The organism is Actinomycetospora sp. ABD4_176 (assembly GCF_056311855.1).
On the sequence record NZ_CM149974.1, the window covers coordinates 3169180 to 3194294 of the forward strand.

A 25115-nucleotide genomic window follows, 5' to 3' on the forward strand; every position below is an offset into this window, starting at 1 on the left:
GGACCGGGGACGCCCTGCGGGCCCGGGGGCGGACCGGGCGGACCGGGTGTTCCGGGTGGTCCGGGCAGCGGGCTGCGCCCCGGCGGCGGTCCGGCGGGGCGGCCGGCGACGCCACCGTTCGGCATCGGCGCGCCGGGACCCGGCTCCGCACCGGCGGACCCGTCGGCGGCGTGGCGGGCGGGGGCGTCGTCGGGGTCCGGGCCGGGCGCGGCGTGTCGCCCGCGGCCGGGCCCCGGGGGTCCGGACTGCTCGCTCATCCCTGCCCTCGCTGACCTCGTCGACCGGCCCTTCGGCGCCGGTCGGACCGGGCCCAACCCTGCCCCACGGCCGCGGGCCGTCGCGGTCCGGGGCCCGGGAGGCCGCGGGGACGGGCCGGTCGCCCGGGGTCGCCGAGGACGGGGATCAGTCGCCCGCGCGCCGGTGGCGGCCGCCGTTGCCGCGGAGCATCACGGGGCGGGAGGGACGCTCGTCGCCCCCGGCCGCCGCGTCGTCGCGGAAGGCCCGACGCTCGACGCCGCGGTCGACGCGACCGAACGCCCGGCGGACTTCCTCGTAGATCGGCGTCTGCGTCATGCGCGGCACCCTACGACTCCGGCCGGGGGAGCCGACGGGCACTCCGGCGATCCTTCCGGAGGGTTTCGAACCGCCGCTGAGCAGGGCACACCGCGCCGTCGGCCGGGTCCTCCGCGATCGTGGACAGCGGGGCCGGGGGAGCCGGTCACGAACCCGACAGCGAGGTCCACCCGGTCGGATCAACGGGTCCGGGACGGTCCTCACCCCCTGTCGTCGACCCCGGGAGGACCAAGGGAGGACCATGGCCACCCAGCCGGTCGAGCTGACCGTCCACTCGTCGCAGCCGTACAACGCGGAGCCGCCGCGCGCCGCGCTCGCCGACCGCGACCTGACCCCGCTCGACGCCTTCTACCACCGCAACCACGCCCGGGAACGGCCCCGGGTCGACCCCGCGACCTGGACGCTGCGCGTCGACGGGATGGTCGAGCGGCCGGCGACGTTCTCGCTCGGCGGTCTGCGCGAGCGGTTCCGCGAGCACGCCGAGGTCGTGACGCTGCAGTGCGCGGGCAACCGCCGGGCGGGCCTGATCGAGGTGGCCGACCTGCCCGGCGAGACCCCGTGGGGGCCCGGCGCGACCGGCACCGCCCGCTGGGCCGGCGTGCGTCTCGCCGACGTGCTGCGCGAGGTCGGCGTCGATCCCGGCGCGAGCGACGTCGTGCTGGCCGGCGCGGACCTCCCGGAGGAGACGGACGGGGCGCCCTACGAGGTCTCGGTCCCGCTCGAGAAGGCGCTCGCGCCGGAGGTGCTGCTGGCGTGGTCGATGGACGACGCCCCGCTGCCCGACGCCCACGGCGCCCCGGTGCGCGTGGTCGTCCCCGGCTGGATCGGGGCGCGCAGCGTCAAGTGGCTCGAGCGCGTCACCGTCGCCGACGGGCCCTCGCAGGGCCACTACCAGGCCGTCGCCTACCGCCTCCTGCCCGCCGACGCGTCCCCCGCACCGGGGCGCGGCGTGCCGCTCGGGCCGATCGCGGTGAACGCCGACGTCCTCTCCCCCGACGACGGCGCCGAGGTCGCGGCCGGTCCGGTCCGCGTCTCGGGCTACGCGCTGGCCGGCGGGGAGCGCACCGTGGTGCGCGTCGACGTCTCCACCGACGGCGGCGCGACGTGGCGGCAGGCGGACCTCGAGCCGCCGGCGAGTCGCTGGAGCTGGCGTCTGTGGCACACCGAGCTCGACCTGCCCCCCGGCTCGACCCGCGTCACCGTGCGGGCCTGGGACTCCGCCGCCGGTGTCCAGCCCGCGGACCCCGCCGAGCTGTGGAACCCGAAGGGCTACGCGAACAACGCGTGGGCGCACGTGACGTTGCACGCGGTCGCCCGCGACGACGGGTGAGCGGTCCCGCACCGGGAATCCGCCCGGGTCCCGACGAGGTGACCCGGAGGTACCCCTTGAGCTCGACGAACCGCCGCCCGTCCATCGGCGTCCTGGTGGGCGTGCTGCTGGCCGTGCTAGTCGTCCTGGGCGTCGTGCTGTTCCTGCTCGCGCAGACCCAGGCGGCGCCCACGAGCCCGCAGACCAACGGCATGATCGCGTTGCTCGCGCCCGCCCTGCTCTGACCGCGCCGACCCGGCACCATGCGCGGGTCAGCTGCGCGTTACCAGGGAGGGTCCGTGCCGGACGACGACGAGGAGCACGAACCCGACTACCGGTTCACGCTCGCGAACGAGCGGACGTTCCTCGCCTGGCTGCGGACGTCGCTGTCGCTGCTGGCGGCCGGGGTGGCCGTCGTGCAGCTGCTGCCCGAGTTCGCCGTCCCCGGGACGCGCGCGGTGGTCGGCGGACTGCTCGCGGCGCTGGCCGTCGTGACCGCCGCCGGCGGGGTCCTGCGCTGGCGCGGTGTCGAGTTCGCCATCCGCCGCGGCCGGCCCCTGCCCCGCCAGCGCCTGCCCTGGGTGCTCGCCGGCGGGCTCGTCGTCCTCGCCCTGTTCGGCCTGGTGCTCGTCGGCGTGCGGGCGGCCGCGTGAGCTCCCCGTCGGACGCCGGTCTGCAGGCCGAGCGCACCGGCCTCGCGTGGAGCCGGACCTCACTGGGGGTCGCCGCGAACGCGGTGCTGCTCGCGGTCCGGGAGCTCACGCACGACGGTCCCGGCCCGTCGCTCGTGCTCGCGGTCGTCGCGGGCGTCCTCGCCGTCGTCGTCGCCCTCTACGGGCGCCACCGGACGGCGCGCCTGCGCCACGCCCCGCTGCCCTCGCCGCTGGCCCCCGACCGCGCGGTCCCGGTGCTCGGCGGCGCGGTGGCGCTGCTGGCGCTGGTCACCGGCGTGGTGCTGGCGCTGCACTAGCGGCGGCGAGCTCCCGCCGCTGCTCGGGTGTGGGACCGGCCCGGATGAGCACGACCAGCCCGACCAGGGCCACGACCGCGAACGCGCCCGCCAGCACCGCGCCGGCCGCGCCCAGGGTGTAGCGCTCCCCCAGCACGACGATGCCGATCGCCGCCGCCGCGACCTGGTCGGCGGTGATCTGGGTGGAGAGCCCGGCGTCGAGGCCACCGTCGCGGAAGGCGGTCTGGATCAGCAGGATCGACGCCACCGGCAGCACCAGCGCCGCCGCCACCACGACCCCGATGAGCGCCCAGGAGCGGTCATCGGCGATGAGCTGGATGATCAGGCGCACCAGGCCCGACGTCGCCCCCGCGCACAGGCCGGACGCCGCCGCGCGGATCACCGCCCGGATCACCGGGCGGCCCTTCGCCCCCGCGGCGGCGAGCACCACCGCGGCGATCACGATCACCCCCACCGCGCCGAGGACGACCGGGGCCGGCGGGGTCCGTGCCGGCGGGCCGTGCGCGGCGAGGGTCAGCAGGCCGACGAGCCCGGCGACGAGCACCACCGCGCCGACCCACTCCCGCGAGCTGATCCGCCGCTTCTCCAGCCACGAGTCGAGCGGCAGCGCGAGGATCAGGGTGGTCACGCCAATCGGCTGCACGAGCGTGATGGAGCCGAACCCCAGGGCGCCGACGTGGATGAGCGCGCCGGCGGTCATGCAGGCGATCCCGCCCCACCACCAGCGCCGGCGCAGCAGCGCCCCGAAGAACCGCCAGCCGCCCGACGTCTCGACGGGCTCGGACGCGCGTGCCGTCTCGCGCCGCTGCAGGGCCGCGGAGAAGGCGTAGGCGACGACAGAGCACAGCGCCAGGGCGACGGCGACCGTCGGGTTGCCGGTCACGCGGGCTCGCGGGCGGTCGGGGCCGGTATCACGGCTCCAGTCCTACCCGCCCCTCAGCGCACGAACGCGCTCTGGCCCGTGATCGCCTTGCCGACGATCAGCGCGTTCATCTCGCGGGTGCCCTCGAAGGAGTACAGCGCCTCGGCGTCGGCGAAGTAGCGCGCGACCCCGTTGCCCAGGATCACGCCGTTGCCGCCGACGAGCTGGCGTGCCCACGCGACGGTCTCGCGCATCCGGCTCGCGCAGAACTCCTTGGCCAGCGCCGAGTGCGCGTCCGAGCCGCGGCCGTCGTCGAGGAGCGCGGCGTTGCGCGACGCCATGCCGAGCGAGGCGGTGACGTTGCCCAGCATCTGCACGAGCAGCTCCTGCATGAGCTGGAACCCGGCGATCGGTCGCCCGAACTGCTCGCGCTGCCGGGCGTAGTCCAGGGCGAGCTCGTAGGCGGCCATCTGCGTGCCGGTCGCGCCCCAGGACGCGTTGCCGCGCGTGACCCGCAGGACCCCGCCCGCGTCGGCGAAGGTGCCGGTGCCGCCGGCGAGGCGGTCCTCGTCGGGGACCCGCACGCCGCGCAGGGCGATGTCGGCGTTCTGGACGATGCGCAGCGCGGTCTTGCCCTCGATCTTGGCGATCGTCATGCCCTCGGCGTCGCCCGGGACGACGAAGCCGCGGACCTCGTCCGTCTCCAGGTCGCGCGCCCAGATCACGATGACGTCGGCGAACGGCGCGTTGCCGATCCAGCGCTTGTCGCCCTCGAGCACCCAGTGGTCGCCGTCGCGGCGTGCGGTGGTCTCCATGCCGCCCGCGACGTCCGAGCCCCCGTGCGGCTCGGTGAGCCCGAACGCGCCGATCGTCTCCATCCGCGCCATCGCCGGCAGCCAGCGCTGCCGCTGCTCCTCGGTGCCGCCCGCCCAGATCGAGCCCATGGCCAGGCCGGTGTGGATGCCGAAGAAGCTGTTCACCGACGGGTCGACGCGGGCGATCTCGGCGTGCAGGAAGCCGGTGAAGACGCGGCGGGCGGGCTCGTCGCCCATCCCGGCGAGACCGTAGGGCAGGCCGGCGAGGTCGAGCTCGGCGAACCCCTTGACCAGCTGCATCGGGAACTCGGCGCGCTCCCACGCGTCGTCGACGACCGGGGCGACGTCGCGCGCGAGGTAGGACCGCAGCCGGTGCAGCGTCGCGACCTCGTCGTCGGTGAGCAGGTCGGCGTAGTCGTAGAAGTCGGCGATCGCGTCCCGGTCCGGGTCGAGGTCGAGCGCGGGCCGCGGCAGGGCGGAGAAGTCGGACGGGAGCTCGGGCATGCCCCCCAGCGTGGCCCGCCGCGGCGGGCTCTGCCATCCGATCACCGGCGGGCCGCCGCCAGATGATGCTTGTACTATCCAAGCAATACGCCGGACGGCCCTCACGGTGGAGGGACCGCACGGACGGTGGGCGCGCGGTGATCGCGGACGGCGCGTCGCGGACGGTGCGTCGAGAGAGGTGGACGTCGGTGGACGGACAGGAACCGATCATGATCTTCGGTCGGGTGACGCGCGGCGACGGTGCGCCGGTGCCGAGCGCGGCGCTGACACTGTGCGACCTCTCCGGTGACCAGCTCGACCGCGCGGCCGCCGACGAGGGCGGGCACTACCAGCTCGTGCCGCCGGCCGGCGGGACCTACCTGGTCATCTGCGCCTCCTCGACCCACCAGCCGCAGGCCTCGCTCGTCGCGGTGGCCGACCGCCCGCTGCGCCACGACGTGGGCCTCACGGGCGGCGGGGCCTCGCTCGGCGGCACCGTCGGGGTGCGCCACGCCGGGAGCACCAACGGCGACGGGACGGGCGTCAGCGGCTGGGGCGACGTGGTGCTCACCCTCACCGACGTGCGCGGCACCGTCGTCGCCGTCACCCGCTCGGGCGCCGACGGCGCCTACCGCTTCGCCGACCTCACCGAGGGCACCTACACCCTGACGGCCGCCGCGGCACGCCTCGCGCCGATCGCCGAGACCGTGCGCGTGCCCGCCGAGGGCCACGTCACCCACGACGTCGCCCTGGCCACCCGCACCCGGCTCCACGGCACGGTGCGCTCCGCGGGCGCCGGCCGACCGGTGGCCGAGGCGCTCGCGACGCTGGTCAGCGAGGACGGGCACGTCGTCGGCTCGCGCGTCACCGGCGAGGACGGGTCGTTCCGCTTCGACGACGTCCCGCACGGCGTCTACACGATCACCGCGAGCGGCTACGCCCCGGTGGCCTCGGAGATCGAGATCGGTCCCGGGCACCCGTCGGACGTCGTGCTGAGCCTCGTGCCGCCGGCCGTGGACGGTGCCGGCGAGCCGCCCGCGCGTCCCGACGCCCCGCGCGGGGACGACGGGGCGATGGCCGGCGACGGGGCCGGCAACGGGGCGGGCAACGGGGCGGGCAACGGGTTCGTCGCGGACGGCCTCGGGGACGGCACCGGGCGGCACGGGCAGCACCTCGAGCCCGGCGAGCCCGGCGAGCCGCGGACGCAGTCCGGCGAGCGCTGGTGAGTGCCGGTCCCGCGCACGGCCCCGGGGTGACCGCGGCGCGGCGCGGCGGCTGGGTGCGCGGCGCGGCGGTGACCAGCGACGGCTGGCCGGTGCCGTTCGCCGTGGTCACGGTGATCGACGCGTCGGGGACGCAGGTCGGCGGCACCTCGGTGGCCGGGGACGGGTCGTTCCTCGTCGAGGGCCTGCCCGACGGGCCGGCGACGGTGATCACCTCGGCGGTCGGGCACACCCCTGCCGCGCGGCCGCTGCCCGGGCCGGGGGACCTGGGCCGGGTGGTGCTGACGCGCTCGGGCGCGCTGACACTCCCCGCGCCGGGCCGCTGGGACATCGACCCGGTGCACTCGCGCATCGCCGCGTCGGCGTTCCACCTCGGCATCACCAAGGTCCACGGGCGGTTGCGCCGCTTCTCCGGGGCGATCGAGATGGGTGCCGACCTCGCGAGCACCCGCGTCCACGCCGCCATCGACCCGGCCAGCGTCGACACCGACGACGACACCCGCGACCAGCACCTGCGCGCCGGCGACTTCCTCGACGTCGTCGCGTTCCCGCGCATCGAGTTCACCTCCACCGCCGTCGTGGGGCACACCCCCGACCGCTGGACGATGCACGGCGACCTCGTGCTCAAGGGCGTGCGCAACACCGTCGCCCTCGACGTCGTCTACCACGGCGCCGGCCCCGACCTCTGGGGCGGCGAGCGCGCCGGCTTCTCGGCGACCACCCAGCTCTCCCGCGACGACTTCGACATCCGCTGGAACCAGTCGGTGATCGCGGGGATCTTCGCCGTGGGCCGCACCCTGCGGATCGAGATCGACATCGAGGCCGTCCGGGCGGCCTGACGCCCCGGGGAGACCTTCAGACCGGCGCCGGCTGGTGACCCGCCTCGCCCGGCGCGGCGCCGAGGACGAGGTCGTGGAGCACCGGGCGCCCGTCCACCGCGACGAGCACCGCGCGGGGCCGGGCGGCGCGCCCGCCCATGCGGTGCGGGGTGCAGATCAGCATGAAGTCGCCGGACGACGGCGGGTCGAGGCGGTAGGTGCCGTCGGTGCCGGTGTGCACGCGCCCGACCTGCTCGCCGTCGCCCGAGACGAGCGTCAGCACCGCCGGTCGTGCACCGCCGTCGCGGCCGAGCACGCGCCCGTGCACGGGCCCGACCTGCGCCGGCGCCGCGGCCGCCTCGTCCTCACCCGCGTCGGGCACCTCCTCGCGCGGGTCGGCCGTGAACTGCGGCTCGCCGCGCGTGAGGCCGCCGCTGTTCGCGCGCGTCACGATCGCCATGAGCGCGATCGCCACCGCGACCAGCACCACCGGGGCCACGAACGACCAGTCGGGCACGAGGCGCTGCACCACCGCGTTCCCGGCGGCCGCGACGACGAGGGCGCCCAGGCGCAGCGGCGAGTTCCAGGTCCAGCGGAACGGCTTGTGCAGCTCGACGAGGCTCGAGACCCAGTTCGTCACGGTGCCGGACAGGAAGCTCGTCGGCGTCCCCGCCGGCCCGACGTAGCGCAGCGCCGCCGCCTGCACGCCCATCGCCAGCCCGGCGCCGAGGACCAGCACCACGACCTTCCACGGCGCGAGCGCGCCGTCGTCGTCCACGCCGTACCAGAACGCGCCGAGCAGGAGCAGCAGCACGAGCTCGGCCGTCAGCGTCGCCCCGACCGCGTTGCGCCAGGGCCAGCGGCGCATCGCGAGCCCGCAGGCCACGGTGCCCGCGACCAGCCCGCCGCAGTAGCCGGCGATCGCGCAGACGTTGTCGACGACCTGCCCGACGTCGCCCTCGCCCAGCCCGAGGCCGAGCAGCACCAGGTTGCCGGTCATCGTGCTGGCGAAGACCTGGTTGAAGGCGAAGTAGGTCACGACGTCGATGGCGCCCGCGGCGGCGGTGAGCACGATGGTCACGGCGCCGAGGGTGCGGGGGCGCCGTTCCGGTTCGTCGAAGCCGGTCACGGTGATCGACGCTCGCAGCGGGGCTTTACGGAACGATGACCTCCGTGCTCCGTTCGTGTGCGCCCGCTGCGACGAGCAGCACAGCGGTGCTCAGCGGACGGCCGTGCGCTCTCCGAGCACGACGTCGACGTGCACCGGCGAGCCGTTGACGCTGACGCGCGTGACCGCCGGCGCCGCGCTCCCGTGGCCGCGGGGGCTCGCGATCACGAGGTAGTCGCCGGGTCGGCCGTCGGCGCGCAGTGCGAAGTGCCCGTCGTCGTCGGTGCCGGCGCGGTCGGCCTCGTGCCCGTGGGCGTCGACGAGCGTCAGGACCGCGGCCGCCGGGCCCTCGTCCGGGCCGAGGATCCGGCCGGCCACGGCGACGGGGCGCGCGGGGGCCGCTTCCCGGGTCGCCACCGCTGTCCGGCTCCCCTCCTCCCCCAGCGCCTCGCCGGGTGCCTCGGCGTCGGCCACCGAGGGCCGGCCGCCGTCGAACAGCGAGGCGACCGCGGCGACCAGGCAGCAGACCGCGGCGAAGCCGAGCGCGAGGAACAGGCCGTCGGCGAACGGGCCGGAGATCAGCTCGGGGAAGAAGCTGCGCCCCGTGAGGAACGCCGCCTGCTGCGGCCCGACCTGCGCCAGGACGTCAGGGCCGAGCAGCGTCTCGATCGGGTTGTAGCCGAGCAGGGCGGCGAAGAGCGTGCTCACCGGCGGGAGCCCGGCGATGCGGCCCGCGACGTCGCCCGGCACGCCCTGGCCGGTCAGCCCGCCGTAGAGCGCCGCCGGCAGCGTCGAGGCGAGGCCCAGGATGAGCATCGAGAAGAAGATGCCGATCGACAGGACGGTCGCGCCGTTCTGGAACGTCGCGGTCATGCCCGCCGCGGCGCCGCGCTGCCGCGCCGGCACGCTGTTCATGATGGCCGCGCGGTTGGGCGAGGAGAACAGGCCCATCGCGAGCCCGTTGACCGCCAGCAGCACCGCGAACAGCGCGTAGGGGAAGTCGACGGGCAGGAAGCCCATGAGCAGGAAGCTGACCGCCGCGACGAGCATCCCGCCGCCCGCGTACCAGCGCGCCCCGTGCCGGTCGGAGAGCACGCCCGACAGGGGTCCGGCGACCAGGAAGCCGATCGTCAGCGGGACCATGTAGATGCCGGCCCACAGCGGCGTCGACTCGTAGTCGTAGCCGTGGCGGGGCAGCCAGATGCCCTGCAGCCAGATGATGAGGATGAACTGCAGCCCGCCGCGCCCGAGCGCGGAGAGCAGGTTGGCGACGTTCCCGGCGGTGAAGGCGCGGATCGAGAACAGCGACAGGTGGAACATCGGGTGCGGGATGCTGCGCTCGATCGCCACGAAGATCCCCAGCACGACGACGCCGCCGACGAGGCAGACGAGCACGGTCGGGCTCGTCCAGCCCATGACGTGCCCGCCGTAGGGCTGGATGCCGTAGGTGATGCCCATGAGCACGGCGACGAGGCCGACGGCGAAGGTGACGTTGCCCCACCAGTCGATGCGGCCCTCGTGGCGCTCGCTGGTCTCCTTCAGCTTCGCCCAGGCCCAGATCGTGCCGAAGACCCCGACGGGCACCGATACGACGAACACGAGGTGCCACGCCAGCGGCGCGAGCACCCCGCCGATGATCAGCCCCAGGAACGAGCCGGCGATCGCGGCGATCGAGTTGATGCCCAGCGCCAGGCCGCGCTGCGAGGAGGGGAAGGCGTCGGTGAGGATCGCCGTCGAGTTGGCCAGCAGCAGCGCCCCGCCGATGCCCTGCAGCACCCGCATGACGATCAGCCAGATCGCGCCGGCGTCGCCCCGCAGCCAGGTCACGGCGAGCAGGACCGAGAACACGGTGAACACCGCGAACCCCAGCGTGTACATCCGCGTGCGGCCGAACATGTCGCCGACGCGGCCGAACGTGACGACGAGGACCGCCGTCACCACGAGGTAGCCCATGATCAGCCAGAGCAGGTAGCTGATGTTCTCCGGGCGCAGCGGGTCGAGCGCGATGCCGCGGAAGATGTCGGGCAGCGCGATGAGCAGGATCGACATGTTGATCGTCACGATCAGCACGCCGAGCGTCGTGTTGGTGAGCGCGATCCACTTGTAGCGGGGTCCCAGGTGCGCCACCTGCCCCGCCGACACGGTGCTCGTCACGTCGCCTCCACCCCAGATCGTTAGGTTCGGGCAACTATAAGCACGCTGGGCGGGCGACGGCGCTGTGACCTCCTCGTGCGGGAAACCGCTCGCGGCGGCGACTAGCGTGCCGGACGGCCCGGACTCCTGGAGGACCCGTCATGACCACCGTGCTCACGGCCGACGCCGTGCGCCGCTCGATGATCAACTGCTCGAAGGGCGACGCGAAGCGGATGACCGTCGTCGACGCCGTCGTCGGCACCGACCTCGACGAGGTCGAGTTCGTCGGCTGGCACGACCCCCGCATGCCGCAGCGCGCGTACCTCGTCACCGTCCACGAGGGCGCGGTGACCGGGGTGCTGCTGCGCCCGGCCGCCGGGGGCGCGGGCGTGCGGCGCACGGCGATGTGCGCGCTGTGCCGCACCACCCACACCGACGGCGACGTCACCCTCTACACCGCGCCCAGGGCGGGCGCCGCCGGGCGCGACGGCAACAGCGTCGGCACCTACGTCTGCGACGACCTCGCCTGCCCGGTCACCACGCGGCTGGAGAGGAAGCCGAGCGCGAGCGTCATGCCCGACCTGAGCCTGCCGGTCGACGAGCGGGTCGCCGGCCTGCGCGTGCGCGTCGACGGCTTCCTCGCCGCGGTCCGGGGCCGGGAGGACGCCGCCTGAACGATCACGAGCCGGACGTCGGGACCAGCACCGGCAGAGCCCGCAGGGCGAGGTCGACGAGCACGGGCTGCGCCTGGTCGGCGGGCACCGGCCCGTCCGGGGTGAGCGTGAAGCTCGCCGTCACGCGGCCGTAGACGACCACGAGCACCGGGCCCTCGGGATCGGGGTAGTAGATCGCCTCGGCGGCGCCGAACGGCACGGGTTGGGAGGGCACCCCCGAGTACGCCTGCGCGTCCCGGTTGACCCGCGACTGCGCCGAGGCCGCGCCCGGGTCGGTGTAGCCGCTCATCAGCACCTTGAGCACGAGCGTGTTGGGCGGCGGCGCACCGGGACCGCCCTGCGAGGTGTAGTTGCAGGTGACGCGCTCGAGGCGCCCGACCTGCGGGGCGGGGACGTCGCGCAGCGAGGTGACGCGCACCGTCCCGAGGGGCAGGCCGAGGTAGTTGGGCAGCTGGTCCGAGGCCAGCACCTCGTCGCACTCGGTGGGCAGGATGCTGTTGCGGGGCGGCGGGGCGCTGGTCACCGGCGCGGCGCCGGGCCCGGGGAACGTCGGGATCGGTGGTGTGCCCGCGGAGGGACCCGACGAGCAGGCGCCCACGACGAGCCCGAGGGCGGCGACCGCGAGCCCCAGGCGTCGACGGACGCGGCGCCGGGGTGACCGCTCCCCCGGTGGAGTTCCCCCGCGCCCCATCGCCCCCGCCCCGTCGTTCCGCCGTGCCGCACCGTCGTGCCGGACCGTACTGCCCGTGCGCCCACGGTAGTGGGCGCCCGTGCGGTGTCGCTCAGTCCGTCCCGTCCTCGCCCAGCTCCGCGAGGACGCGCTGGGCCACCGCGAACGCCCGGTTGGCCGCCGGCACCCCGGCGTAGACGCCGACCTGCAGGAGCACCTCCTGGATCTCCTCGCGGCTCAGCCCGTTGCGGCGGGCGGCGCGCACGTGCATGCCGAGCTCGCCGTCGTGGTGCAGCGCGGCGAGCACCGACAGGGTGACGATGCTGCGGTCGCGGCGCTCCAGGCCCGGGCGCGTCCAGATGCCGCCCCAGGCGTAGCGGGTGATGAAGTCCTGGAAGTCGGCGGTGACGTCGTCGGTGGTCGCCGCGGCGCGGTCGACGTGCTCGTCGCCCAGCACCGCGCGGCGGACCTCCTCGCCGGCCGGGTCCCAGTGCTGCGTGGAGGGGTGCTGGCTCACGTGTGGTCCTTCCGGGAACGGCTCGTCAGCAGGTCGTCGACCAGCGCCGCGGCCTCGCCCACCGCGCGGGACGGGTCGAGGAGCGTCGCCACCTCGGCGGCGGGGTCGGGGGGCGGGTCGTCGAGGGCGGCCAGGGCGTCGGTGAGGACGTCGGCGAACGGGCGGCCCTGGTCCTGCGACCGCGACGCGGCGTCGGTGACCAGGTCCTTCGCGGCCGCGTGCCCGAGCCGTGCGCGCAGGCCCGTCGTGGCCTGCTCGGCGAGCAGCAGCCCGCCGGTGGCGTCGAGGGACGCCGCGACGCGGTCGGTGTCGACGGCGAGGTGGCGCAGGGCGTCGGCGAGCCAGGCGGCGCCGGACCCGACGGTGCGCAGCAGCTCGGACAGCGGGCGCCACTCGGCGTGCCACGGCCCGGCGGCGCGCTCGTGCTCGTGCAGCGAGGCGGCCGTCAGCAGGGACGCGACGAGGCCCGGCGCGGCCACCGCGGCGGCGCGCGCGGACACCGCGGCGACGGGGTTGCGCTTGTGCGGCAGCGTCGACGACCCGCCGCGGCCCGGCACGTCCTCGCGGACCTCCCCGACCTCCGTCTGCGCGAGCAGCACCAGGTCGGTGGCGACGGACCCGACCGCCGCGCCGGCCCGGCCGAGCAGCCCGGCGAGCTCGGCGATCCGGCCACGGTCGGTGTGCCACGCGAGCACGGGCTCGGCGAGGTCGAGGCGGCGGGCCAGCGCGGCGCGGACCGCCCGGCCGTGGCCGTCGAACGCCGCGAGCGTGCCGACGGCGCCGCCCAGCTGCACCGCGGGCCGCCAGGCGTCGAGGACGTCGGCGGCGGCGTCCAGGCCGGCGCACCAGCCCGCGCACCGCAGCCCGGCGGTGATGGGCGCGGCCTGCTGGAGCAGCGTGCGCCCGGCCGCCGGGCGGTCGCGGTGCGTCGCCGCGAGCTCGGCGGCGGCGTCGGCGCCCGCGCGGAGGTCGCCGGCGATCGCGGCCACGGCCCGGCGCGCGACGAGCATCGCCGCGGTGTCCACGACGTCCTGGCTGGTGGCGCCGCGGTGCACGCCGGACGCCGCGGACCCGGCGAGCCCACGGCGCAGCCGCGCGACCAGCGGGACCACGGGGTTCCCCGACGCCGCCGCCTCCTCGCCGAGCGCCGAGGCGTCGACGGGCTCGACGGGGCGGCGGCAGGCGTCGGTGATGGCGTCGGCGTCGGCGCGGTCGAGCGTGCCGACGTCGGCGCTCGCCTGGGCGAGGGTCGCCTCGACCTCGAGCAGGGCGGCGACCCACGCGTCGTCGGCGACCGCCGCCCGGGCCTCCCCGCGGGCGAGCACGGAGTCGAACAGGCCGGGGCGGTCGGTCACCGGGGCATCATGCCGGGTGCGCCGGAGGCGCACCTCAGGCCTGGGCGGTCGCGCCCTCGTCGTGGACGCTGTGGGCGCCCTCGGCGAACTCCTCGACGATCTTCGCGCAGAACGCGTCGAGGTCGCCGGGGTTGCGGCTGGTCACGAGCCCGCGGTCGACGACGACCTCCTCGTCGACGGCGTTCCCGCCGGCGTTGCGGATGTCGGTGCGCAAGCTCGGGTAGGACGTCAGCGTCCGGCCCTTGACGAGGTCGGCCTCGACGAGCGTCCACGGCGCGTGACAGATCGCGCCGACGGGCTTGCCGGCGGCGAAGACCGCCTGCACGAACGACACGATGTCGCCGCTCTGGCGGAGCTGGTCGGCGTTGATCGTGCCGCCGGGCATGATCAGGGCGTCGAAGTCGTCGGCCGAGACGTCGGCCACGGCCTTGTCGGGCGTGAACGTGTCGCCCTTGTTGATGTCCGAGTTCATCGCCTGGATCGCGTCGGTCGACAGCGAGATCAGCGTGGACCGTGCGCCGGCCTCGTCGACCGCCCGGCGGGGCTGCTCGAGCTCCGCCTGCTCGACGCCGTTCGTGGCGATGATCGCGACCCGCAGTCCGTCCAGTGCGCCGGCCATGCCGACCCTCCTCGATGCGTCGACGGCGGCGCGGTGGCCGCCCGGTCGACCAGCGGGTCCCCGGCCGCGGCGTCGTCCGAAACGGTCAGGCCCCGTCACCGACGCGCCCGCAGCACCAGGCCCGGCGCGAGGGGTCCCGACGCCTCGCGGGCGGCCGCCCACCCGGCGAGCGCACTGAGGTCGACGCCGTGGCGGGACGCCGCCCCGGGCGCCTGCGCGGCGGTCTCGGCGCCCCGGCGCAGCAGCGAGGACGCGCCGCGCGGGTTGCCGCGCTGCTCGTGGGTCAGGCCCACCGCGAGCTGGGCGAGGCCCTTCCACAGCAGCCGCTCGTCGGGCGGCGCGGACTTCCAGGCGCCCTCGAGGACGTCGTGGGCGTCGAAGGGCCGGTCCTGGTCGAGGAGGTCCTGAGCGCGGCGCAGCACCTCGTCGGCCGGGAGGTCCTCGTCCTCCTCGTCGCTGCGCGGCACGCCCGCCGCCCCGTAGGGCAGCGGGCGTCCACTCGCGTCACGGGGCCGGGCGTTGCGGGCCCGGCCCTCGGCGTCACGGTCGCGGTCGGCGGCCATGGCCCGACCCTAGGACGAGGAGCGCGACCCCGTCTGCCCCGAACCGGTCGGAGACGACCCGGTCGCGCCGGTGCCCGTGCCGTCGTCGCCCGGGCCCGACGACTCGACCGCGGCCTGCTCGCCGCCCTGCTCCTGCCCGCCCTGGTCGTCCGGCGACGAGGACGCGTGGCCGCCCGCGGCCGCACCGTTCCGTGTCGACATCAGGCTGGTGACGGTCACGATGGCCAGCGTCACGACGATGACCACGAGCGAGAGCCAGGTCGGCACCTCGGGGATCGCCGGGTTCACGTCCTCGTGCAGGTAGAGCAGGATCAGCTTCACGCCGATGAAGGCGAGGATGAACGCCAGGCCGTAGGACAGGTGCACGAGGCGGTCGAGCAGGCCGACCAGCAGGAAGTACAGCGCCCGCAGGCCGAGCAGCGCGAACGCGTTCGCCGTGAACACGATGTAGGCGTTCTGGGTGATGCCGAAGATCGCGGGGATCGAGTCGAGGGCGAACACGAGGTCCACCGACAGGATCACCGCGACGACGATGAACAGCGGCGTGACGCCCCACTTGCCGTTGACGCGCGCCGTGAGCTTGCCGTCGTCGGCGTAGCCCTCGTGGTCGCCGGCGTCCTCGTGCACGGTGACGAACCGGCGGACCAGCTTGACCGCCCGGTTGTCGTGCATGTCCTTCGGTTCCTGGCCGTGCTGCTTGATCAGCGTGTACGCCGTGTACAGCAGGAACGCCCCGAAGATGACGAAGACGAACGCGAACGCGGAGATCACCGCGGCGCCGATGGCGATGAAGATCGCGCGCATCACCAGCGCGCCGATGACGCCCCAGAGCAGCACCTTCTGCTGGTGGCGCTTGGGGACGGCGAACTGGCCCAGGATCACCGCGAAGATGAACAGGTTGTCGACCGAGAGGCTCTTCTCGACGAGGTAGCCGGCGAAGTACTCGGTGCCCGACTGCGTGCCCATCGTGAACAGCAGGATCACGCCGAAGACCAGGGCGACGACGATGTAGATGACCGACCAGAGGGTGGCCTCGCGGAAGCTGACCTCGTGGGGCGACCGGGCGTGCCAGATGTCGATCGCCACCAGCACGGCGATACCGCCGACGGTGGCCGCCCAGACCCAGAAGGGGACCGTCACGCCTGCTCCTCGGTGTCGCCGGTCATGTGGAGAACGGCGGTCGTCGCTGTTCCGGGGCGCCAACGGGTCGCCCGGGGGGAAGGTTCCCGCTGTGACGATACCGACCCCGCAGCGGTTCGTTCCCCGATGTCGGGTTCCCCCTGTCCTCACTCGTCCGGGCGGCGCCGCGCCCGCGCCCGTGTGTCGACCGGGGCGGCGAGGCCGTGCGGCTCCAGGCTCGCCCGTCGATCGAGGGGCGGGTCGGCGGACGGGTCGGGGGACGGGGAGGCGGCGTGGGGCGGTCTCCGGCCCGGGATGGTGTTCCGGCCCGGTGTCGCGCCGCCCTCGCGCTGGCGGTCTGCGCGGCGCTGACGGTCGGGGCGGCGCCGGGGCCGCCGCTCGGGCCGCCGGGGCCGTCACCGCCGCCCGACGGGCGGGTGCTCGGCGAGCTGCTCGCACCTCGCGGCGCGGAGGACCTGCCCGGCACGACGCACCGCGAGTTCACGACGACGCTGCCCGACCCGCGCGGCGGGCCCGTGCGCGGCGACGTCGTCGAGGTCGACCTCACCGCGCCCACCTTGCGTGTCGACCTGCTGACCCCGCCGGTCGTCGCCGCCGTCGCGACGGTGCCCGAGCTGGCCGCGCGTGCCGGGGCGGTCACCGCGGTCAACGGCGGGTTCTTCGACCAGGGCGGGACCGGGGCGCCGGTGGGCGTGCAGATCGTGGACGGCGCGGCGCGGGCGTCCGGGGTGCCGGTGGGCCGCCGCCCGGCCCCGCCGGCGCCGCCGGGTGAGTCCCCGGACGCGGTCGTGGGCCTCGACGCCGACGGCCTCGCGCACCTGGCGCAGGCACGGTTCCACGGTCGCGTCTCCGACGGGGAGCGCACGGTCGTGCTGTCCGGGCTCGACGGCTACGCGCTGCCCGTCGACGGGGTCGGGGTGTTCGACGCGGCCTGGGGCGCCGCCCCGCGCACGTCGGCGACCTGCGGGAACGACATCGACCCCGGAGCCGGGTGCAGCACCGACGTGCGCGAGGTGCGGGTGGCCGACGGGCGCGTCGTCGCGGCCGGCCCGCCCGGCGCGGGCGCGCTGCCGCGCGGGACCGTCGCGCTCGTGGGGCGCGACCGGGGCGCGGTGGCGCTGCGGGGCCTGCGCGTCGGGGCGGCGGTGACGCTGGAGTACGGCCTCGACGCCGTGGGCGCCCCGCCGCTGCGCGTGGCCGTCGGCGCCCTGCCGCTGGCCCGCGCCGGGCGCCCGCTGCCCGGGCTGCAGGACACCGAGCGGGCGCCGCGGACGGCCGTGGGCCTGTCGGACGACGGGCGTCGGCTCTGGCTGGTGACGGTCGACGGGCGCCAGGAGGCGAGCATCGGCACGACGCTCGCCGAGCTCGGCCGCCTGCTGACCGACCTCGGCGCGCCCGTCGCCGCGTCCCTCGACGGCGGGGGCTCGACGACGATGGTGCACCGGGGCCGTGACGAGGACCTCACGATCGTCAACGCCCCCTCCGCCGACCCCCTCCGCGCCGTCACCGACGCCCTGGCCGTGGTGCCCCGCTGACCTGCGAGCGATGCGGCATCGCTGGCGATGGACACCAGGATCGCCACATCCTCGTCGTCGCGACACGCCGGACCATCGCCCGTCGTGGAGCAACCCGTCACGCCGCGTCGCGGCCGGCCCGGACGATCGGACCCCCCACCCCGGGAACAGACCGCGCCCGCGTGGGGTTCAATGGGGGTGTCCGGGCCGGGCGTCATGTGCCCCCGGGTCTCATATTGAAAGGCCTCCAGGGACGATCGTTCGGCTGAAGCCCTGTTGTGCCACGCGCCGCGAGGCGGCCATCGCCCGGTCCGGACACCTGACACACGACGGCCCCGCACCCAGGTGCGGGGCCGTCGTCGTCAGGTCGTCAGCGCCGGCTCACTCCGGCTCGCCCGGCTGCTCCCCGCCCGGGAGCTGCTGGCCGAACTGCTGGCCGCACTGCTCGGCGGCCTGCTGCACCGCCGCCGGGTTCGGCTGGTTGGAGGCGTTCGCGAGGCAGTCCTGGAACTGCTGGATCGACTGCCCGCCACCGAAGTTGAGGAAGGCGAAGCCGAGGAAGAACAGGGCGACGCTGAGGATGATGTTGACGATCAGGCTCAGGACGCCCAGCACGAGGCCGGTCGTGGCCATGCCCTTGTTGTTCGCCTCGAGGCGGTTGGCCCGCCCGCGGCCGACGACGCCGAGGATGATCGCGACGATCCCGAGGATCCCGCCGACGATCGGCAGCCACCAGCATGTCAGCAGCGCCAGGATGCCGAAGACCAGCGCCGCGATGCCCATGCCGTTGCGCGGCTTGGGGGGCATGGTCGGCTGCCCCCACCCGGGCGCCGTGCCGCCGGGGCCGGCGTAGCCCGGCTCACCGGGCGGCTGCTGGCCGTAGCCCGGCTGCTGCCCGTATCCCTGCTGGCCGTAGCCCTCGCCCGGAGTGCTCACGTCGAACGTCCTCTCGCCCTCGGTCCGGCTCGCCGCCGGGGCGGCCATCGTGCCACCGGTACCCGTTCCGACCGGAGTCCACCGAACGGCGCATCCGAGCGGGTGGATTTCCTGGCGTCCAGCGCTGGCGTGGACGCCCGGCTGAGACACCCCGTGCCGCAGCCGCCCGGCGTGTCGTGCGGGCGAGGATGTGGCGATCCTGGCGACCAGCGCCAGCGATGCCGCATCGCTCGTGGTCAGATCGGGGTCAGGCGAGGGAGGCGGCGTGGGCGCGGGCCTCGTCCTGGCGGCGCTGCTCGGCGCCGGTGGCGATCGGCGCGCCGATCCACGCCTCCGGGATCCCGAACGCGTCGACGAGCGCTCGGGCGTGGGGCCTCAGCTCCAGGCACAGGCGGTTGACCTCGGCCGTGATCGCCTTCGACCGTGCCGCCGAGATGCGCCCGTGCTCGAGGAACCAGCCCTTGTCCTCCTCGATCAGCGACAGCGCGTAGAGGTCGCAGACCTTCTCCAGCAGCGCCCGAGCCGACGGGTCGACGCACGCGTCGATCGCCCGCACGAAGGCGTCGAGCACCAGGCCGTCGAGGTGCGCCCGCGCCGCGCGCAGGAGGTGGTCCTGCGCGTTGTTGAAGATCGCGAACTGGCGCTCGGCCGAGATGCCCTTGTCGCGGGCCGGACGCAGCCGGCGCACCAGCCCGTCGAGGGTGTGCTCCTCGCGGTCGTCGAGGAGCTTGACCTGCCACGACCGCTCGCGCACGTCGTCCTCGCCGCCGGGGCCGACGGCACGCAGGCGCTCGGCGAGCTGGCGCAGCGAGGTGCGCTCGGCGACGGTGTCGAGGACCTGGTCGGCGACGAAGCGCACGGTGCCCAGGGTGTCGAGGTGGCCGAAGTCGTCGGCGTAGCCCGAGATCAGGCCCTTGGCGACGAGCTGGAGCAGGACGGTGTTGTCGCCCTCGAACGTCGTGAACACGTCGGTGTCGGCGCGCAGCTGGCCGAGCCGGTTCTCCGACAGGTAGCCCTGCCCGCCGCACGCCTCGCGGCAGGCCTGGATGGTCGCCGTGGCGTGCCAGGTGGTCAGCGCCTTGGTGCCCGCGGCCCGCGACTCGAGCTCCCGCTGGCGCTTCTCCTCGACCTCCCCACCGGCCTCCCGCGTCGTCTGGATGTCGTGGAGCATCTCGACGAGCTCGTTCTGCGCGAACCGCAGCGCGTAGGTCCGCGCGAGCCCGGGCAGCAGCTTGCGCTGGTGGGCGAGGTAGTCGAGGACGACGATCTCCTCGTCGCTCCCGGGCCCGGCGAACTGGCGGCGCGCCTCGCCGTAGCGCACGGCGATCGTCTGGGCCAGCGACGCCGCGCCCACCGCGCTGCCCGAGACGCTGACCCGCCCGCGCACGAGCGCGCCGAGCATCGTGAAGAAGCGCCGGTTCTCGCTGGAGATCGAGCTCGAGTACGTCCCGTCCTCGGCGACCGCGCCGTGGCGGTCGAGCAGGTTCTCGCGCGGGACGCGCACGCCGTGGAAGGCCAGGCGCCCGTTGTCGACGCCGTTGAGCCCCTCCTTGTGGCCGTCGTCGGTGATCTCGACGCCGGGCAGGACGACCCCGTCCTCGTCACGCAACGGCACCAGGACCGCGTGCACGCCGTGGCGCTCGCCGCGCGACCAGAGCTGCACGAACACCGCCGCCATCCGCCCGTCGCGCGCGGCGTTGCCGATGTAGTCCTTGCGCGCCGACTCGGTGGGGGTGTCGACGACGAACTCCCGGGTGTCCGGGTCGTAGGTCGCGGTGGTGTGCACCGACTGCACGTCCGAGCCGTGGCCGGTCTCGGTCATCGCGAAGCAGCCCGGCAGCGTCAGGTCCATGACCGACGGCAGCCAGCGGGCGTGCTGCTCGGCGTTGCCCAGCGCCTGGATCGCCCCGCCGAACAGGCCCCACTGCACACCGCTCTTGACCTGCAACGACAGGTCGGCGAACGCGAGCATCTCGAACGACACGACCGAGCCGCCGATGTCACCGCGCCCGCCCACGGCGGTGGGGAAGCCGTGCACCGCGTGCCCGTCGGCGGCCAGGCGCCCGAGCATGTCCCAGATCGCGGCACGGTAGGTCTCGACGTCGGTGCCCGGGTCGACGCGCAGCTCGGCGAAGTCCTCGCGAGAACGGATCTCGTCACGCAGGGTGTGCCAGCGGCCGTCGAGGGTGCGCTGCACGGCGGCCACGGTGGCCGGGGTGACGTCGTCGGGGGACGGACGGGTCACGGATGCCTCCGGGAGGGGACGGGTGCTCCACCCCGGTCACGGGACGGGTGGAGCGGTGCGGGGGAAGCGGTGCGGGGGAAGCGGTGCGGGGGAAGCACTGGATGAGACGAGTGATCGGGTCATGCCCCGTCAGGACGCGGACGACGCCGCGGCGGGCGTCACGGTCCGGGACAGACCCGACCAGGCGAGGTCGGCGAGCTGGCCCGCGAGCGCCTCGCGCTCCAGGTCCGGCCGGACGGCGAGCCACTGGTCACCGGCCGCGCGGACCATCCCGACCAGGGCGTGGCCCCACGTCTGCGCCGGCGCGGTGTCGCGGTTCTGCCGCCGCAGCTCGGTGGAGATGATCTCCGCGATGTGGTCGCCGATGACCGTGCAGAGGTCGCTGACCGGGTCCTCGCCCTCGGGGCGGTCGAGCTTGGGCGGGCGCATCACGTAGCGGTAGACCTCGGGATCGGCCTCGATCAGTCCGAGATAGGCGTCGATGCCGGACACCAGCGTCCGGCGGGGGTCCTCGCTGGCGTCGCGCATCGCGCTCTGCAGCTGCCCGACCAGCACGGCCGCCACCCAGTCGCACACGGCCAGGTAGAGGTCGTTCTTGTCGGTGAAGTGGCGGTACACGACGGTCTTGCTGGTGCGCGCCTGGGCCGCGACCTGGCTCATCCCCACGTCGGCGCCGTGGGCACGGATGGCCACGATCGTGGCCGCCGTGAGCTCCTGGCGCCGGGCGCGGCGATGCTCGTCCCAGCGGCTGGACCGCCGGTCGCGGCGGGGACGGGAGCCGTCACGCTCGCCGTCGCGACCGGCGCCGGGACCGGTGGCCCGGCCGGCGTCGACGTGATGCGGGGAACGACGGCTCACGTTACCGACGGTACCTGATACTTTCGGGTAACTCCGGCGGGAACGGCGCACGTCACCAGAACCGTGACCGCCCAGCGGACCCGCCCGCGACCGACCCAGCCCGACTCCGGGAGGAATCGTGCCCTCCGCTCCATCGTCCCGTCCCTCGCTGCCGCGCCGCGCCGCGATCGTCGGCGCCAACCGCATCCCGTTCGCCCGGTCGAACGGCGCCTACGCGCGGGCCTCCAACCAGGACATGCTCACCGCCGCCCTCGACGGCCTCGTCGCCCGCTTCGGCATGGCCGGCGAGCAGGTCGGCGAGGTCGTGTCCGGCGCGGTGCTCAAGAAGAGCAGCGACTTCAACCTCACCCGCGAGGCCGTGCTCGGCAGCCGGCTCGCCGCGTCGACCCCGACCTACGACGTCCAGCAGGCCTGCGGCACGAGCCTGCAGACGACGCTCCTGATCGCCAACAAGATCGCGCTCGGGCAGATCGAGAGCGGCGTCGCCGCGGGCGTCGACACCACCAGTGACGCGCCGATCGAGGTCAACGAGGGCCTGCGCAGCGTCCTGCTGGCCGCCAACCGCGCGAAGTCCACCGCGGGCATCGTCAAGGCGCTCGCGGGCCTGCGCCCGGGGCAGATCGTCCCCGAGATCCCGGCCAACCGGGAGCCGCGCACCGGCATGTCGATGGGCGAGCACGCCGCCCAGACCGCCGCCGCCTGGGGCATCACCCGCCAGGCGCAGGACGAGATCGCCGCGGCCAGCCACCAGAACCTCGCCCGGGCCTACGACCGCGGGTTCTTCGACGACCTCATGACCCCCTACCTCGGGCTGACCAAGGACAACAACCTGCGGCCCGACTCCACGGTCGAGGGGCTCGCGAAGCTCAAGCCGGTGTTCAAGCCCGCCGGCTACCCCGACACCGAGGCCACGATGACCGCGGCCAACTCCACGCCGCTGACCGACGGCGCGGCCACGGTGCTGCTGGCCAGCGACGAGTGGGCCGCCGAGCGCGACCTGCCGGTGCTGGCGCACTTCGTCGACGCCGAGACCTCCGCGGTCGACTACGTCCACGGCGACGAGGGCTTGCTCATGGCCCCGGCCTACGCCGTGCCGCGCCTGCTCGAGCGCAACGGCCTGACCCTGCAGGACTTCGACTTCTACGAGTTCCACGAGGCGTTCGCCTCGACCATCCTCGCGACCTTCGCCGCGTGGGAGGACCCGATCTTCTGCAAGGAGAAGCTCGGGCACGACGAGCCGCTGGGCTCGTTCGACAGGTCGAAGCTCAACGTCGTCGGGTCGTCGCTGGCCACGGGCCACCCGTTCGCCGCCACCGGCGCCCGCATCGTCCCGACCCTGGCGAAGCAGCTGCACGAGAAGGGTTCGGGCCGCGGCCTGATCTCGATCTGCGCGGCCGGCGGCCAGGGCGTCGTCGCGATCCTGGAGGCCTGAGCAGATGAGCAACGACTGGTACTCCGACTTCGTCAACTCCGGCTTCGGGCGGACGATCGCCGGCCAGGTCGGGCTGCCCCCGGTGCCGCGCCTGCGCCGCTTCGAGCCCGGGCAGCCGCTGCTGTCGGGCCCGGCGCTGCTGGGCACGGCCACCGCCGACGGCCGCGTCGCCAAGGTCGTGCGCTCGCTGCTGACCGACCTGGGCATCGAGGTCCACGACGACCCGCACGCGCCCGTCGGGGGCGGCAGCTCGACCTCGAAGGTCGCCGCCGGGATCGTCGACGCGACCGGGCTGTCGTCGCCGGCCGACCTCGCGGAGATCCAGGGCTTCCTCACCCCGGTCATGCGCCGCATCGGGCCGTCGGGGCGCATCCTCGTCATCGGCGACGTGCCGGCCGAGGCCACGTCGCCGGCGGTGCGGGCCGCGCGCCGCGCGCTCGAGGGCCTCGTGCGCTCCGCGGGGAAGGAGGCGCGCTACGGCGCGACGGTCAACCTCGTGCACGTCGCGCAGGACACTGTCGGGGCCGACCTCGAGTCGACGCTGCGCTTCTTCCTGTCGTCGCGCTCGGCGTTCGTCCACGGCCAGCGCCTCGACGTCGGCACGGTGCCCGGTTTCGCGGGCTCGAGCCAGGGTGTCGACTGGGACCGGCCGCTCGCCGGGCGCACGGCCGTCGTCACCGGCGCCGCGCGTGGCATCGGCGCGACCGTCGCCAAGACCCTGCGCCGCGACGGCGCCACGGTGATCTGCGTCGACGTCCCGTCGGCCGGCGACGCCCTCGCGCGCACGGCCAACGACGTCGGCGGCAGCGCGCTGCAGCTCGACATCACCGCCGACCACGCGCCGGCGACCCTGCTCGACCACGCGGGACGCCACGGCGGGCTCGACGTCGTCGTGCACAACGCCGGCATCACCCGCGACAAGCTGCTCGCCAACCAGGACCGGGACCGCTGGAACTCGGTCATCGACGTCAACCTCAACGCGCAGCTGAAGATCAACGACGCGCTGCTGTCGTCCGAGCACTTCCACCGCGGCGGGCGCATCGTCACCGTCTCGTCGATGGCGGGCATCGCCGGCAACCGCGGGCAGACGAGCTACGGCGCGTCGAAGGCCGGGGTCATCGGGATGGTCGACGCGACCGCCCCGCTCCTGGTCGAGAAGGACGCGACGATCAACGCCGTCGCGCCCGGGTTCATCGAGACCGCGATGACCGCGGCCATGCCCGTCGGCACCCGCGAGGCCGGACGCCGGCTGTCGTCGATGACCCAGGGCGGGCTGCCGGTCGACGTCGCCGAGACGATCGCCTGGTTCGCGCAGGCCGCGTCCTACGCCGTCAACGGGCAGGTGCTGCGCGTCGACGGCCAGAACTACCTGGGGGCCTGATGACGGCGCCATCCTCCCCGGTCGCTCCGGTCGAGACCCTCGACAGCGCGCCGACCCTCGGCGTGCTCTACGGACGGGCGCTGCTCACGGCGCGGTCGGGCGGCTCGGCGCTGCCCGACCGCCGCCTGGAGCTGGTGAACGTGCGGATCGATCCCGACGCGGTCGCCGACTACAACCACGTCTGCGGGTTCTCCGTCGGCGGCGACGTGCCGCCGACCTACCCGCACATGCTGGCGTTCCCGCTGCAGATGCGGCTGATGACCGACCGCGAGTTCCCCCTGCCCGCGCCGGGCATGGTGCACCTGCGCAACGTCATCTCCCAGGTGCGGCCGCCGGTGGTCGGCGAGCCGCTGCGCGTGGCCGTGCACGCCGACCGGCTCGCCGCGCACCCCAAGGGCGCGCAGGTCGACCTCGTCACCACGGTGGCCGCCCAGGACGGCACGACGATCTGGGACTCGCGCAGCACCTACTTCGTGCGCGGGGCCCCGACGCCCGCGGGTGCCGACGACGCGCCCGCCGCCCCGCCCGAGCCGGACCCGCACGTCGGGCGCCTGCCGCACGCGATCTGGACGGTCCCGGGCGACATCGGGCGCCGCTACGCCGCGGTGTCGGGCGACGTGAACCCGATCCACGTCCACGGCCTCGCCGCCAGGGCGTTCGGGATGCCGGGCACCATCGCGCACGGGATGTGGACCAAGGCGCGCGCGCTCGCGGCGCTCGCCGGGCGCTACGGGCCGGCGTTCACCGTCGACGTCGTGTTCAAGACGCCGGTCCGCGCGCCGTCGAGGGCCTGGTTCCACACCGCGGCCGTCGACGGCGGCTGGGACGCGAAGCTCGTGAGCCCCCAGGGTCGCGACCACCTGCTGCTGACCCTGCGCGAGGGCTGAGCGCACGGCGTGTCGGTCGCGGCAGCGGGC

Annotated in this window: 25 protein-coding genes; 11 read left to right on the top strand and 14 right to left on the bottom strand. The window is 75.0% G+C overall.

Translation table 11 applies throughout. The features are described 5' to 3' along the window. Window positions 1–402: 402 nt before the first annotated feature. Window positions 403–573, bottom strand: coding sequence for a hypothetical protein (locus ACYX4T_RS15310; protein WP_476010153.1), 171 nt, complete (start codon window positions 571–573; stop codon window positions 403–405). Between the two features lie 241 nt (window positions 574–814). Between ACYX4T_RS15310 and ACYX4T_RS15315 the strand changes: the two genes are divergently transcribed. From ACYX4T_RS15315 to ACYX4T_RS15330, 4 genes are read left to right on the top strand one after another with little or no spacing between them, the layout of a single operon-like run. Beyond that, window positions 815–1903 carry a sulfite oxidase gene (locus ACYX4T_RS15315; protein WP_476010154.1) on the top strand — a complete coding sequence of 363 codons (1089 nt, stop codon included), beginning with the start codon at window positions 815–817 and terminating at the stop codon, window positions 1901–1903. Between the two features lie 56 nt (window positions 1904–1959). Continuing rightward, window positions 1960–2127, top strand: coding sequence for a hypothetical protein (locus ACYX4T_RS15320; protein WP_476010155.1), 168 nt, complete (start codon window positions 1960–1962; stop codon window positions 2125–2127). An 18-nt stretch (window positions 2128–2145) separates the two neighbouring features. Then, complete coding sequence (locus ACYX4T_RS15325) at window positions 2146–2535, top strand: YidH family protein (RefSeq protein ID WP_476010156.1); 390 nt, start codon at window positions 2146–2148, stop codon at window positions 2533–2535. Beyond that, window positions 2532–2852, top strand: a complete 321-nt coding sequence (locus ACYX4T_RS15330) for a DUF202 domain-containing protein (RefSeq protein ID WP_476010157.1) — start codon at window positions 2532–2534, stop codon at window positions 2850–2852. Before ACYX4T_RS15325 ends, ACYX4T_RS15330 begins: the two co-directional genes overlap by 4 nt. Here the strand turns inward: ACYX4T_RS15330 and ACYX4T_RS15335 are convergent. Together ACYX4T_RS15335 and ACYX4T_RS15340 are read right to left on the bottom strand one after the other, a co-directional pair. Next, entirely contained in the window at window positions 2824–3735 is a 912-nt protein-coding gene (locus ACYX4T_RS15335; protein WP_476010158.1) for a DMT family transporter, read from the bottom strand. The genes ACYX4T_RS15330 and ACYX4T_RS15335 overlap by 29 nt on opposite strands. Window positions 3736–3788: 53 nt before the next feature. Next, window positions 3789–5033, bottom strand: a complete 1245-nt coding sequence (locus ACYX4T_RS15340) for an acyl-CoA dehydrogenase family protein (protein ID WP_476010159.1) — start codon at window positions 5031–5033, stop codon at window positions 3789–3791. 188 nt (window positions 5034–5221) lie between these two features. On the opposite strand from ACYX4T_RS15340, the gene ACYX4T_RS15345 reads away from it, so the two are divergent. Both ACYX4T_RS15345 and ACYX4T_RS15350 read left to right on the top strand, forming a co-directional pair. Next, window positions 5222–6238: an MSCRAMM family protein gene (locus ACYX4T_RS15345; RefSeq protein WP_476010160.1), complete on the top strand. Its 1017-nt coding sequence runs from the start codon at window positions 5222–5224 to the stop codon at window positions 6236–6238. Beyond that, window positions 6235–7074 carry a YceI family protein gene (locus ACYX4T_RS15350; RefSeq protein WP_476010161.1) on the top strand — a complete coding sequence of 280 codons (840 nt, stop codon included), beginning with the start codon at window positions 6235–6237 and terminating at the stop codon, window positions 7072–7074. The genes ACYX4T_RS15345 and ACYX4T_RS15350 overlap by 4 nt, the downstream gene beginning before the upstream one ends. A gap of 16 nt (window positions 7075–7090) precedes the next feature. Here ACYX4T_RS15350 and ACYX4T_RS15355 read toward each other — a convergent pair whose 3' ends face one another. Then, window positions 7091–8134, bottom strand: a complete 1044-nt coding sequence (locus tag ACYX4T_RS15355) for a DUF1275 family protein (RefSeq protein ID WP_476010162.1) — start codon at window positions 8132–8134, stop codon at window positions 7091–7093. A gap of 138 nt (window positions 8135–8272) precedes the next feature. Continuing rightward, a complete protein-coding gene (locus tag ACYX4T_RS15360; RefSeq protein ID WP_476015287.1) occupies window positions 8273–10288 on the bottom strand; it encodes an MFS transporter in 2016 nt (671 codons plus the stop codon). A 167-nt stretch (window positions 10289–10455) separates the two neighbouring features. Between ACYX4T_RS15360 and ACYX4T_RS15365 the strand changes: the two genes are divergently transcribed. Then, window positions 10456–10968 carry an FBP domain-containing protein gene (locus ACYX4T_RS15365; protein WP_476010163.1) on the top strand — a complete coding sequence of 171 codons (513 nt, stop codon included), beginning with the start codon at window positions 10456–10458 and terminating at the stop codon, window positions 10966–10968. Window positions 10969–10972: 4 nt separating this feature from the next. On the opposite strand, the gene ACYX4T_RS15370 is transcribed toward ACYX4T_RS15365, so the two are convergent. The 6 genes from ACYX4T_RS15370 to ACYX4T_RS15395 all read right to left on the bottom strand — a co-directional run bounded on the left by ACYX4T_RS15370 (window position 10973) and on the right by ACYX4T_RS15395 (window position 15832). Continuing rightward, window positions 10973–11659 carry a hypothetical protein gene (locus ACYX4T_RS15370; protein WP_476010164.1) on the bottom strand — a complete coding sequence of 229 codons (687 nt, stop codon included), beginning with the start codon at window positions 11657–11659 and terminating at the stop codon, window positions 10973–10975. Between the two features lie 91 nt (window positions 11660–11750). Continuing rightward, window positions 11751–12155 carry a 4-carboxymuconolactone decarboxylase gene (gene pcaC, locus ACYX4T_RS15375; protein ID WP_476010165.1) on the bottom strand — a complete coding sequence of 135 codons (405 nt, stop codon included), beginning with the start codon at window positions 12153–12155 and terminating at the stop codon, window positions 11751–11753. Beyond that, a complete protein-coding gene (locus ACYX4T_RS15380; protein ID WP_476010166.1) occupies window positions 12152–13510 on the bottom strand; it encodes a lyase family protein in 1359 nt (452 codons plus the stop codon). Before ACYX4T_RS15380 ends, pcaC begins: the two co-directional genes overlap by 4 nt. Window positions 13511–13544: 34 nt before the next feature. Beyond that, window positions 13545–14129, bottom strand: coding sequence for a type 1 glutamine amidotransferase domain-containing protein (locus tag ACYX4T_RS15385; RefSeq protein WP_476010167.1), 585 nt, complete (start codon window positions 14127–14129; stop codon window positions 13545–13547). Window positions 14130–14224: 95 nt separating this feature from the next. Further along, on the bottom strand, window positions 14225–14692 hold the full coding sequence (locus ACYX4T_RS15390; protein WP_476010168.1) for a DUF309 domain-containing protein: 468 nt from the start codon (window positions 14690–14692) through the stop codon (window positions 14225–14227). A gap of 9 nt (window positions 14693–14701) precedes the next feature. After that, on the bottom strand, window positions 14702–15832 hold the full coding sequence (locus tag ACYX4T_RS15395; protein ID WP_476010169.1) for a TerC family protein: 1131 nt from the start codon (window positions 15830–15832) through the stop codon (window positions 14702–14704). 272 nt (window positions 15833–16104) lie between these two features. Here ACYX4T_RS15395 and ACYX4T_RS15400 point away from each other — a divergent pair, with 272 nt between their 5' ends. Further along, window positions 16105–17367 carry a phosphodiester glycosidase family protein gene (locus ACYX4T_RS15400; RefSeq protein ID WP_476010170.1) on the top strand — a complete coding sequence of 421 codons (1263 nt, stop codon included), beginning with the start codon at window positions 16105–16107 and terminating at the stop codon, window positions 17365–17367. A gap of 360 nt (window positions 17368–17727) precedes the next feature. On the opposite strand, the gene ACYX4T_RS15405 is transcribed toward ACYX4T_RS15400, so the two are convergent. From ACYX4T_RS15405 to ACYX4T_RS15415, 3 genes are all read right to left on the bottom strand, one after another. Further along, complete coding sequence (locus tag ACYX4T_RS15405) at window positions 17728–18282, bottom strand: DUF4190 domain-containing protein (protein ID WP_476010171.1); 555 nt, start codon at window positions 18280–18282, stop codon at window positions 17728–17730. Window positions 18283–18529: 247 nt separating this feature from the next. Beyond that, window positions 18530–20527: an acyl-CoA dehydrogenase family protein gene (locus ACYX4T_RS15410; RefSeq protein ID WP_476010172.1), complete on the bottom strand. Its 1998-nt coding sequence runs from the start codon at window positions 20525–20527 to the stop codon at window positions 18530–18532. 129 nt (window positions 20528–20656) lie between these two features. Then, window positions 20657–21385, bottom strand: coding sequence for a TetR family transcriptional regulator (locus tag ACYX4T_RS15415; protein WP_476010173.1), 729 nt, complete (start codon window positions 21383–21385; stop codon window positions 20657–20659). 118 nt (window positions 21386–21503) lie between these two features. On the opposite strand from ACYX4T_RS15415, the gene ACYX4T_RS15420 reads away from it, so the two are divergent. From ACYX4T_RS15420 to ACYX4T_RS15430, 3 genes are read left to right on the top strand one after another with little or no spacing between them, the layout of a single operon-like run. Further along, window positions 21504–22817, top strand: a complete 1314-nt coding sequence (locus tag ACYX4T_RS15420; protein ID WP_476010174.1) for an acetyl-CoA C-acetyltransferase — start codon at window positions 21504–21506, stop codon at window positions 22815–22817. Window positions 22818–22821: 4 nt separating this feature from the next. After that, the gene (locus ACYX4T_RS15425) at window positions 22822–24198 is read left to right on the top strand and encodes a 3-oxoacyl-ACP reductase (protein WP_476010175.1); all 1377 of its coding nucleotides are present in this window, start codon (window positions 22822–22824) and stop codon (window positions 24196–24198) included. Then, window positions 24198–25085 (top strand): MaoC family dehydratase, encoded by an 888-nt coding sequence (locus tag ACYX4T_RS15430; protein ID WP_476010176.1) that lies wholly within the window; start codon window positions 24198–24200, stop codon window positions 25083–25085. The genes ACYX4T_RS15425 and ACYX4T_RS15430 overlap by 1 nt, the downstream gene beginning before the upstream one ends. Window positions 25086–25115 lie beyond the last annotated feature (30 nt).

Excerpts from the sequence above, each read along its gene's own strand:
- ACYX4T_RS15310 (WP_476010153.1), bottom strand. The coding sequence starts at position 573 with ATGACGCAGACGCCGATCTACGAGGAAGTCCGCCGGGCGTTCGGTCGC.
- ACYX4T_RS15315 (WP_476010154.1), top strand. The coding sequence starts at position 815 with ATGGCCACCCAGCCGGTCGAGCTGACCGTCCACTCGTCGCAGCCGTAC.
- ACYX4T_RS15325 (WP_476010156.1), top strand. The coding sequence starts at position 2,146 with ATGCGCGGGTCAGCTGCGCGTTACCAGGGAGGGTCCGTGCCGGACGAC.
- ACYX4T_RS15340 (WP_476010159.1), bottom strand. The coding sequence starts at position 5,033 with ATGCCCGAGCTCCCGTCCGACTTCTCCGCCCTGCCGCGGCCCGCGCTC.
- ACYX4T_RS15365 (WP_476010163.1), top strand. The coding sequence starts at position 10,456 with ATGACCACCGTGCTCACGGCCGACGCCGTGCGCCGCTCGATGATCAAC.
- ACYX4T_RS15370 (WP_476010164.1), bottom strand. The coding sequence starts at position 11,659 with ATGGGGCGCGGGGGAACTCCACCGGGGGAGCGGTCACCCCGGCGCCGC.
- ACYX4T_RS15385 (WP_476010167.1), bottom strand. The coding sequence starts at position 14,129 with ATGGCCGGCGCACTGGACGGACTGCGGGTCGCGATCATCGCCACGAAC.
- ACYX4T_RS15390 (WP_476010168.1), bottom strand. The coding sequence starts at position 14,692 with ATGGCCGCCGACCGCGACCGTGACGCCGAGGGCCGGGCCCGCAACGCC.
- ACYX4T_RS15425 (WP_476010175.1), top strand. The coding sequence starts at position 22,822 with ATGAGCAACGACTGGTACTCCGACTTCGTCAACTCCGGCTTCGGGCGG.
- ACYX4T_RS15430 (WP_476010176.1), top strand. The coding sequence starts at position 24,198 with ATGACGGCGCCATCCTCCCCGGTCGCTCCGGTCGAGACCCTCGACAGC.